This window comes from Frankia gtarii, assembly GCF_025403375.1.
Lineage (GTDB): Bacteria > Actinomycetota > Actinomycetes > Frankiales > Frankiaceae > Frankia > Frankia gtarii.
Genome location: NZ_JAMPTM010000333.1, coordinates 1 through 6,902 on the forward strand (window position 1 = coordinate 1; position 6,902 = coordinate 6,902).

General features: G+C 73.5%; 5 protein-coding genes. 1 reads left to right on the forward strand and 4 read right to left on the reverse strand.

From position 1 onward, the window contains the following. Window positions 1-2,525 (reverse strand): tetratricopeptide repeat protein (locus NBZ83_RS28635; protein WP_261576185.1); only part of this gene is annotated, 2,525 nt, incomplete at its 3' end. 306 nt (window positions 2,526-2,831) lie between these two features. Then, entirely contained in the window at window positions 2,832-3,440 is a 609-nt protein-coding gene (locus tag NBZ83_RS33515; protein ID WP_261576186.1) for an FHA domain-containing protein, read from the reverse strand. A 248-nt stretch (window positions 3,441-3,688) separates the two neighbouring features. Between NBZ83_RS33515 and NBZ83_RS28645 the strand changes: the two genes are divergently transcribed. Continuing rightward, entirely contained in the window at window positions 3,689-4,897 is a 1,209-nt protein-coding gene (locus NBZ83_RS28645; protein WP_261576187.1) for an RNA-guided endonuclease InsQ/TnpB family protein, read from the forward strand. A gap of 36 nt (window positions 4,898-4,933) precedes the next feature. Here NBZ83_RS28645 and NBZ83_RS28650 read toward each other — a convergent pair whose 3' ends face one another. Together NBZ83_RS28650 and NBZ83_RS28655 are read right to left on the reverse strand one after the other, a co-directional pair. Next, the gene (locus NBZ83_RS28650; RefSeq protein WP_261576188.1) at window positions 4,934-6,235 is read right to left on the reverse strand and encodes a VWA domain-containing protein; all 1,302 of its coding nucleotides are present in this window, start codon (window positions 6,233-6,235) and stop codon (window positions 4,934-4,936) included. Continuing rightward, the coding region (locus NBZ83_RS28655) for a PP2C family protein-serine/threonine phosphatase (RefSeq protein ID WP_261576189.1) at window positions 6,235-6,902 on the reverse strand (668 nt) is incomplete at its 5' end. The genes NBZ83_RS28655 and NBZ83_RS28650, both read right to left, overlap by 1 nt.

Genomic DNA, 6,902 nt, shown 5'->3' on the forward strand with positions numbered 1-6,902 from the left:
GTCCGGGGGCGGGCGGGGGCGAACTGGCGGCGCCAGCGGCTCAACGCCTCCTCGAACAGCTCCTGCGCCCCGCGGTAGTCACCGCTCGCCGACAGGCTGGCGGCCAGGCTGTGCGTCGAGGCCAGGGTGTCGGGATGGTCGTCGCCGAGCAGGCGCCGGCGCCGGGCCAGCACCTCCTCGGTGAGCCGTCGGGCGGACTGGAACTCGCCGAGGTCGTCCAGGTTGTTCGCGAGCCGGCTGGCGAAGGCGAGGACGTCGGGATGGTCGTCACCGAGCAATCGGCGTAGCCGGTCGAGTAGGTCCTCGTCGAGCGCGCGAGCCGCCCGGAACCGGCCGAGCCCGCGCAGGAGGGCGGCCAGATCGGCGGTCGTGTCGAGGGTGTCGGGGTGGTCCTCGCCGAGCAGGCGACGCCGGCGGGCCAGCACGTCCTCGGTGAGGGCCTGCGCGTTCGCCAGGTCGCCGACGGCGCCGAGGCGCCCGGCGAGCTGGTGGGCGCGGGCGAGGGTGTCGGGGTGGTCCTCGCCGAGGGTCGCGCGGGACCGGGCGACGGTGTCGGCGTGCAGGCCGCGGGCGGCCTCGTGCTCACCCAGCTCCCACAGCACGATCGCCAGGTTGGCGGCGGTCGCGAGGGTGTCCGGGTGGTTCTCGCCGAGGAAGTGGCCCCGCCGGGCCAAAGTGTCCCGCTCCACCTCCTGCGCCGCCCGGCGCTGCCCGACCGCGAGCAGTGTGACGGCCAGGTTGTTCGCGCTGGCCAGCGTGTCGCGATTGTCCGGGCCGAATCGTTTGAGGTTCCGGCGATACAGGTCGCGGGCGAGGTACTCGGCTGCGGCGTAGGCACCCCGGGCGTACAGGTGGGAGCAGTGGACGTCCGCCCAGGCGTGGAGCTGGTGCGGGTCGTCGGGATCGTCGAGGGTGTCCAGGGCCGCCAGCAGGTGCGGGACGACAGGTGCCTGCGCAGACCAGACCGGGCGGTCGGTCGGGTTCTGCGAGTATGCCGCCGCGAGCAGCCGTCCGGCGAGGTCGCCGAGCTCGCGGCGCCGCCGCGGGGTCAGCCCCGCGGCGATCGCGTCGCGTACCAGAGCGGGCAGGACGATGCTGTCCCCGGCGCGCCGGGCCAGGCCATGGTCGACGGCGATTGCGACGATCCGGTGCAGGTCCCGTTCGCCGTCGTCATCGTCGCCGCGGCGCTGGCGGTGGTGGTGCCCGATCCACCCCCGGCGCGGCGGTGGACTCGCCGCGCGTAACAGGGACAGGGGTACCGGTGCCGGCGCGAGCAGGGCGCACAGCTCCAGCAGCCGCACGGTCGCCGGTGCCGACTGGGCGCACCGGTCCTGGAACAGCGTCCAGCACAGCTCGACCGGGTCGTGGCCGTCTCGCTCGGTGAGGAAGTCCCGCGGGTCGCGATCATCCTGGGCGAGCAGCCGGGCGGCCAGACCCACCGCCAGCGGCTGGTCGGCGAGTCGGGCGGTAAGGGCGTCGGCGACGCCGGGGTCCAGATCGGGTCGCCCGGCGGTCAGCAGGGCGACGGACCGCACGCGGGGCAGGGGCCCGACTTCCACCGCCGGCACCGGATCGGCGCGCCCCGCGGTCCCGTCGGCGTCGGCGTCGGCGTCGACCAGCAGCAGGTGGCCCGATCGGGCCGGCAGCGACTGGTCCAACCACCGCCACAACCCCGGCGCGTCGCGGGCGTCGTCGAAGATCAGCAGCCAGCGGTCCCGCCGGTTCAGCTCGGCCAGGACGGCACCGATCGTCTCGTCGACGCCGGCGCCGGTCGCCAGCCCCAATGGCCCGGCGAGCGCGGCGATCTGCTGGCCGAGCAGCGGAAGCTGTCCCGCGTCCAGCCACCGGATCAGGCCGTATCCCGACGCGTACCGGTGGGCGTACTCGACCGCGAGCTGGGTGCGTCCGCAACCGGCGGGGCCGTGGAGCACGACGGCCGGCACCGGGCCGCCCGTCAGGGCCCGGCGGACCTCGCTCAGCAGCGTCCCGCGCTCGACGACCGGCCGGTCCCTGCGCGGCACGTTCCACCCCGCGGGCAGCAGGGTCGGGAAGGGGGCGGCCGGCGCGGCGGGAGCGGGCCCCGCCGGGCGGGAGGCGCCGGGCGCGGTGACGGCGTGCAGGAGCCGCCGGGTGGCTGCGGCCTCGTCGACGCCGAACAGGTCGACGCGGTGGACGGTCGCCAGCACCGCGGGGACCGGGCCGTCGGCCACCCGGACCAGCAGCAGGGGCCGCGTCGCCAGCACCGCGGCCCATTCCGGCGTGCACCAGGGGGCGTCGATGAGGGCCGGGGAACAAACGGCGAGGACGCGTTCCGCCCGTGCCACCTCGGCGCCGATATCGGAAACATCGTACTGGCCCCCGGGCGATTCGGAAGGCTGTATCCGCACCGTGTGGCCGGCGGACTCGAAAACATCACTGATCCAGGTGGCCCAGTTCTCGTCCGGACCGGCGTACGAAAGGAAGAAGTCGGTGCCCGGCTGGGTGGTACCGGCGGCGTCGACCGCGAAAGATCGGATAGATCGCACGACGATTGAGCCTGCCAGAACAGGACGTGGCGATTCACCCCTCGCCGCTGTGACCTACGGCAGCCGAGGGTCGGCCGGCACAACGGCGCAAAAACGAACCCCTTTCTCGCGCGGTTCCCGGCCAGAAGTTTGGCGGAAACCGGCTGGTCGGAAATGCATCGTGGTCGACGCTGCTCGGCAGCGGAAAATGGCAATGGGCGCAACCGTAACAAAGTCCTACCCCTTCGGTCAGGTCCGGGTGGGAGGGGGCGTGCTGCCCGCCGTACCCGGGCCGGGCCGTCGCGGCGGGCGCACCGGTCGGGGCCGCTAGCGGCGGTGGGCGGTGATCCGGGTCCAGGAGCCGAGGTAGACGCGGTCGCCGTCGTCGAGCACCACGGCGCCCCCCGGCGTCAGGCGGACCAGATGGCCCGGGTCCGGGCCGACCCAGGTGCCGTTCGACGAGCCCAGGTCGGTGATGCGCAGGGAGCCGTCCGCCATGAGCTCCAAGGCGGCGTGGGAGCGGGAGACCCCGGGATCCCCGAGGTTGCCGGACAGGTCGAGGCCCGGCGGGGTGCGCTGGCTGCGGCTGCGCCGGCCGATGACGGTCCGCGGGGCGGTCAGCTCGACGGTCACCGGACGAGACCGTTCGGGGAAGGCTGGTGCGTTCGCGTCGTCTCCCCGTTCGAAGTCGTCTCCCCGTTCGAAGAACGCCCGGTCGACGGCGATCCGCGCGTTCCAGCGCCCGGCCCCGCCGGCGGTTGCGCTGCCGGGCGCTGCGGCCGGTGGTGGTGCGGCCGGTGGTGCAGCGGTCCGCAGGGGGACGGCCTTCGCCGGTAGCGGGCCGGTGCCGGTGTGGAAGTTGTGGTCGCAGGCCGGGCAGTGCGCCCCCACCCCGCGACGTGGGCGCCCGCAGAGCGGGCAGTTCTCCGGGCTCACCGAGAACTCCGGAGGATGCCCTGGCCTGCAGGCCGGAGAGGAATCCGGCTCCCCGCGGAGCGGGGCAGGGGTAGGCGGTTCGCCGTCAGGTGAACCGCCGCGCGAACGCGGCCTGTAACAGGTGAATGATTTCCCTGTCCGGGGAACAGTCGTCTTCTCTGGCGGTTTCGGTGATGCGGGGGGCCGGGTCGTCCGGGAATCTCGGAACCCTCTTCTCCGCGGTCCTGTTGGTGGGTTAGAATCGGTTTGTGTCGAGGTTCCGGTTGTATCCCGACGTGGCGCAGGAAGAGGTTCTTCTTGTGCATTGTGGGCATGCGCGGTTCGTGTGGAACCTGTGTGTGGAGCAGCAGTCGTGGTGGAACCCGCGGCGTGGCCCCGCCCCCGGCTACGCCGAGTGGAATCGGCAGTTGACCGCGGCGCGGGGCGCGTGCGACTGGCTTGGCGCTGGCAGTGTGATCGTGCAGCAGCAGGCGTTGCGGGACTTCGCGACCGCGAGGGCGAACTTTTTCGGTGGTTCGCATCGGCGGCCGGGGTGGCGTCGACGTAGTCGGGGTGAGGGGTTCCGGATCGTCGCGGTCAGGCCCGGTGACGTGCGGCAGGTCAACCGCCGCTGGTCGCAGGTGCGGATACCCAAAGTGGGCTGGGTCGGATTCCGCCGTAGCCGCACCGTCCCGGACGCGAAGTCCTACCGGATCACCCGGGATCGTATGGGTCGCTGGCATGTCGCGTTCGCGGCTGTCCCCGACCCGATTCCCGCCCCGGGCACCGGTAGGGTCGTCGGGGTGGACCGGGGTGTGGTGGTGTCGGCGGCGTTGTCCACCGGGGAGTTGCTGCACTGCCCGGGGTTGCGCGCCGGTGAGGCGACCCGGCTGGTCCGGTTGCAGCGTCGCCTTGCTCGAGCGAGGCGGGGGTCGCAGCGGCGGGCCCGGCTGGTCGGGCAGATCGCCCGGGTGAAGGCCCGGGAGGCCGCTCGGCGTAAGGACTGGGTCGAGAAAACCAGTACCGACCTGGCCCGCCGGTACGACCTGATCCGAGTGGAGGCGTTGCCGATCGGGAACATGACCCGTTCGGCCCGTGGCACGGTCGCCGAGCCGGGGCGGAACGTGCGGCAGAAAGCCGGGCTGAACCGGAGCATTCTCGCCCACGGCTGGGGGCTGCTGGTCCGTCGGTTGGAGCAGAAGGCCCCCGGCCGGGTCGAGAAGATCAGTCCTGCGTACACGTCGCAGACCTGTAACACCTGCGGGACCCGGGACCGGGAGGCGCGCGAGAGCCAAGCCGCCTTCCGGTGCCGGGCTTGCGGGCAGCAGGCGAACGCGGACGTGAACGCGGCACGCAACATCGCCCTGGGACATCAGTGGGCAACCACGTGGGTGACTGCGCGGGGAGGCGACGCCGGGGGGCGGCCTGTGAACCGCGAACCTCAACACTGCGCACCTCCTCTCCCGGTGGATGTGTAGATGTTGGAATCCTCCGCGTTCACGCGGAGGAGGATGTCAACTCTTGGCGGGAACCGTCAGCGTCGAACCCGCGTCGAGATCCATCTCGTCGAGCTTCTCCACGTCGCGGCGCAGCCGGACCGAACCGGTCACCGGGTCGTCGATCTCGACGACTTTGCCGAGCCGGTCCAGCATCGCGCCGTCGTCGGCCGCGGCGGCGATGCGCGCGGCCCGTCCCAGCAGCGTCACGGCGCTGACCTCGTCCCCGGCGCGGCGCGCGGCGAGGCCGTCCTGCACCGCGCGGGCGAGTTCCGCCTGCCCGGTGTAGTGGGCGACGACGCCGTCGATGCGGGTCGACAGCTCGGCGTCCTCGGTCCACACGGCGCGGACGCGGGCCTGCGAGACGACCTCGTCGCCGACGACCAGGCTCACCCGCGCCGCGAGCCGCTCGTCGCCGACGTCGGCCGGCGGCACGTCGACGCACAGGTGGTACTCGCGGGTGCCCGCCGCCCACGCGCCGGTCGGATGGTCCCGGGTGAACGGGTTCACCTCGACCGCGCGCGGCATCAGGTCGTCGACCTCGGGGGAGACCTGGCGCAGGAAGCGGGTGGTGGAACCCTTCGGCGTCCATACCCGCAGCGCGACGTCGGCGACACCGCGGGCGAGGGCCTTGGCGATCAGTGCGCGGAAGTCGTCGGCCATCTGGGCGGGCTCGCGCAGCAGCGAGACGGTGCCGAGCAGGCGGGTGGAGATCTGGCGCAGCTCGTCGACCTGCCAGTCGGCGCCCACCCCGCGGCAGTCGCACTGGAACGCGCCCTCGCACGCGGCCAGCGATGCCTCCAACGCCGCCGCGCTCTCGCCGTTCTGCCCGTCGGTGAGCAGGATGGCGTGGCCGATGGCGTCCGGGCGGGACGCCATGAGCTTCGCGGTCAACCGCAGCCAGCGGCCCATCGAGGTGCCGCCGTGGGGGCGCAGCCGAGCGACGGCCCGGCCCGCGGCAGCCCGGGTCTCGGCCGTCGCCGTCACCAGCACCGGGCTCTCCGGGTAGACCACCCGGGCCTTCTCGGTGCCTTCGACGACGGCGAACGCGACGCCGTCGGGCAACGTGTCGATCGCCGCCCGCGCCGCCCGCCGTGCCTCGATGATCTTCGACTGTGGGTAGTCCATGGAGCCGGAGCAGTCCAGGATGATCACCTCGGCGGCGCTGGGAGCGGCGCCGGGAACCGTCCCGGCCGCCGGCCGCTCCCCGTCGCCGGCGGTCCCCTCGCTGCTGGCGGACACGGTGATGACCGCGTGCACCTCGCCGACGCCCTGCGCGAGGAACTCGTTCTGGCTGACCGCGCAGGTGAAGGTGATCATCACTGCCCCCCGGGGATGTCGATGACTATCACGGTGATGTTGTCGCCCCCGCCGCGGGCGAGGGCGACGGCCGTCAGGTGGCGGGCGACCGCGAGCGGCGGCGCGTCCGCCGCCACCTCGGCGATCCGGTCGGCGAGGGCACCGGCCGCCGAGACGTAGTTCCACAGCCCGTCGCTGCACAGCACGACCCGTCCCGGCCCGCTCAGTGCCGACGCGGCGACGCGGGGAATCACGGACGTGCTTCCCGTGCCGATCCAGTGGGTGATCGTGTGGGCGCCCGGCCCCGTCTCGGCCCGTTCCGGGGGCAGCAGGCCGGCCCGCACCGCCTCGGCGGCGAGGGTGTCGTCCGCGGTGAGCAGTCGCGCGCCGGACTGGTCGACCAGGTAGGCCCGGCTGTCGCCGAGCCAGCCGACCGTCAGCCGGCCCGGCGTCACGATCGCGGCGACGAAGGTGCACGCCGGCGCGTCGTCCGGGCCGCTGACCGACGCGACGGCGCTGCGTTGCGCGGTGGCAGCGGCGGCTCGCAGGGTGCTCGCCTGCCAGCGGGCGCTGTCCCTGTCGGGGGCGGCCGTCGCGCCGGGATGAGGACCGAGCGGACGGGTGGCACCGGTGTCGCGGGTGGTGCCGGTGCCGGTGGTGGTGGTGCCGGTGGTGGTGGTGCCGGTGG

Excerpts from the sequence above, each read along its gene's own strand:
- NBZ83_RS28650 (WP_261576188.1), bottom strand. The coding sequence starts at position 6,235 with ATGATCACCTTCACCTGCGCGGTCAGCCAGAACGAGTTCCTCGCGCAG.